Here is a 2,836-nt window from a genome sequence, read left to right on the forward strand (position 1 = left end):
AAATGTCATGCCCCTGTTGACATGACATATAAGCGACTGCCTGTCGCACAAAAATCAGAAGACAGTGTCTGTCTTCTGACTATTATTACTCAGGCTTTTTTGGATCCTTAAGTGATTCTGATAAAGTTGTAAGTGTACCAGCTAATCCTGCTAAGTCATTAGGTACAATAATCTTTGTAGCCTGCCCATCAGCTAAGTTCTTTAATGCCTTTAATCCTTCTAACTGGATATAAGCAGATTCAGGATTTGCTTCATTAATATACTGAATAGCTTTAGCTTGTGCTTCATAAACAAGTCTTAATGCTTCAGCCTGACCTTCAGCTTTCGCAATCTGTGCTTCTTTTTCAGCTGTTGCACGTAATACAAGAGATTCCTTATCCCCTTCTGCATTTAAGATAGCAGCCTGTTTTTTACCTTCAGCAACTAAGATAGATTCACGTCTTTCACGTTCTGCACGCATCTGTTTTTCCATTGCTTCCTGAATATCTTTTGGTGGAAGAATGTTTTTAACTTCAACTCTTGTTACCTTGATACCCCATGGATCTGTGGCATCATCAAGAATAGATCTCATCTTAGAGTTAATGATATCTCTTGATGTTAAAGTATCATCTAATTCAAGTTCACCAATGATATTTCTTAATGTAGTAGCAGTTAATGTTTCAATCGCATTAATTGGTCTTACTACACCATAAGTAAATAACTTTGGATCTGTGATAGAGAAATAGACAACTGTATCAATCTGCATTGTAACGTTATCTTTAGTAATAACTGGCTGTGGAGCGAAGTCCATAACCTGTTCCTTTAATGATACACGGTTAGATACACGATCAATTAAAGGGATAAGAATATGTAAACCTACATTTAATGTACGATCATATGCACCAATTCTTTCTACTACATAAGCATATGACTGTGGAACAATCTTTACTGTACTGAAAATAAGAATAACAACAATTGCGATTAATAAAATCATTAAAATAAAACCTAACATCTTAGTTCGCCTCCTTTTTTACAACTAGATGTGCACCTTCAATTGCGACAACTTCTCCATATTCTCCTTCTTCTAAAGTCAAATTATGAAGTGAAGACGCTGACCAAATCTGATTCTTAATTCTTACTTCACCCATATGATCTGCATCAATTCTCTTAATAACGAGAGCATGCGTTCCTATGAGTGCATCATTATTCGTATGTATTATATTGCCCTTCAGACTTTTTACAGCCATAGGACGTGCCACTATTGCGCATATAACAGATACTACTAGGAATATACCAACCTGAATTGGAACTGATACATTCAATAAGCAGGCAATCAATGCCGCAAAAGCACCAATCACAAACCAGACACTTACTAGCGATACCGTTAGTATTTCTACTACAATACACGCAATCATAACACCTGACCACACTACCAAACTATCCATTTAGTCTTCCCTCCTTGTAGTCAACAATGAGAACTTCATGAACAATGTCATATGTTCCTTTAAACTTATAAACATTCTTTTCATTGAAATCGAGAGGAATCAAATCAGCAAGTTCTTTAATAAATGTTTTATTTGTGATTCTTCCATAGGACTTACCTCTTGATATCTTATGAAGCTGGTCCTGTGGATAGATTCCGTCATTGATGGCTTGCTTTCCCACGGGTTTGATACCGATACAATGATTGTCATAATCAATACCTAATAGAACATAATTCACATTTTCAAAATGCATACATGCTGTCGTATTCAATGTAATATTTGTTTCATAAATGGAGACGACAGATGCATTCAGTTCGTTTGTATTCCAGACAAAGTTCATGTTTATCACCTCCAATATCATTGTATTATTTTTATTATTTTTATTCAACAAAAATCGTAAAATAAGAAAAAGCTATAATATTAAGACAGTATTTCTACTGTGTTGAGTCTCATAATCAACACTTAACATATTCAAAAAGCCAATGATTCATTCGTAAAAGACACAAAAAAACTTCTGTTTTTACACAGAAGTTAAAAGAGTCTCTTTAATTCTTTTGCCACACCATCATGCAATACATCTTCACAGATAATTGATGCATGATGATAAATCATAGGGATTGCATTCTTCATAGCGATAGGATGACCTACTGTTTTAAACATTTCTAAGTCATTGGCTCCATCACCAAAACAATAGCTATCATCAACATCTAAGCCATAATACTTCAACATTGTTTCAATACCATGACCTTTAGAAGTATCTATATTAGATACTTCAATATTTAAGCTATCATCATGTTTTTCATAGAAGAAAGCCCCTAGTCTTTCAATAAGTCCTATGCTGTCTTCTTTTTTATTATATCTGATTTCTAATTTAATTGTTTTCTTTAGTACTTCATCTAAATCATAATCGTTGCATAAAGAATCCATATCAATATTACACCAAGCATAGAATTCATACATATGTGGTGACTCTTTCTTTAAATAACAACGATCAGTTGTAAGAAGTATATATTCATAACCTTGTGATTCTACATATTCAATAAGTTTCTTTGTTTCTTCATAAGGTAAAGTCAAAGAATCTATTGTTTTTCCTTCAGTTACAATATGTGCTCCATTAGCTAATACAAAACCATCAAAACCAATGGATTTGACTTCTTTAGAAATAAATCCAGTTGGTCTACCACTTGCGATAAAGCATTTATGGCCTAATTTCTGTACTCTATGAATTTCATCAATCGTATTCTGACTAATACCAATCTCTGGATGGTAGATTGTACCATCAATATCAAAAAATATCGCTTTCATTATTTCCTCCAATCGAGTAGGAGAAAATAATTAAAATTATTTTCGTCCTCTCACACCACCGGGCAAGC

General features: G+C 33.7%; 4 protein-coding genes. All 4 read right to left on the bottom strand.

The features are described 5' to 3' along the window. Positions 1-85 precede the first annotated feature (85 nt). Entirely contained in the window at positions 86-991 is a 906-nt protein-coding gene (locus DW269_RS12295) for an SPFH domain-containing protein (RefSeq protein ID WP_006504996.1), read from the bottom strand. Between the two features lies 1 nt (position 992). Beyond that, entirely contained in the window at positions 993-1,424 is a 432-nt protein-coding gene (locus DW269_RS12300) for an NfeD family protein (protein WP_117460291.1), read from the bottom strand. Then, positions 1,417-1,803, bottom strand: a complete 387-nt coding sequence (locus tag DW269_RS12305) for a hypothetical protein (RefSeq protein ID WP_117460293.1) — start codon at positions 1,801-1,803, stop codon at positions 1,417-1,419. The genes DW269_RS12300 and DW269_RS12305 overlap by 8 nt, the downstream gene beginning before the upstream one ends. 191 nt (positions 1,804-1,994) lie before the next feature. Continuing rightward, a complete protein-coding gene (locus DW269_RS12310; RefSeq protein WP_117460296.1) occupies positions 1,995-2,768 on the bottom strand; it encodes an HAD family hydrolase in 774 nt (257 codons plus the stop codon). Positions 2,769-2,836 lie beyond the last annotated feature (68 nt).

The organism is Catenibacterium sp. AM22-6LB, assembly GCF_003435615.1.
In the GTDB taxonomy this organism is placed as follows: Bacteria; Bacillota_I; Bacilli_A; order Erysipelotrichales; family Coprobacillaceae; genus Catenibacterium; species Catenibacterium mitsuoka_A.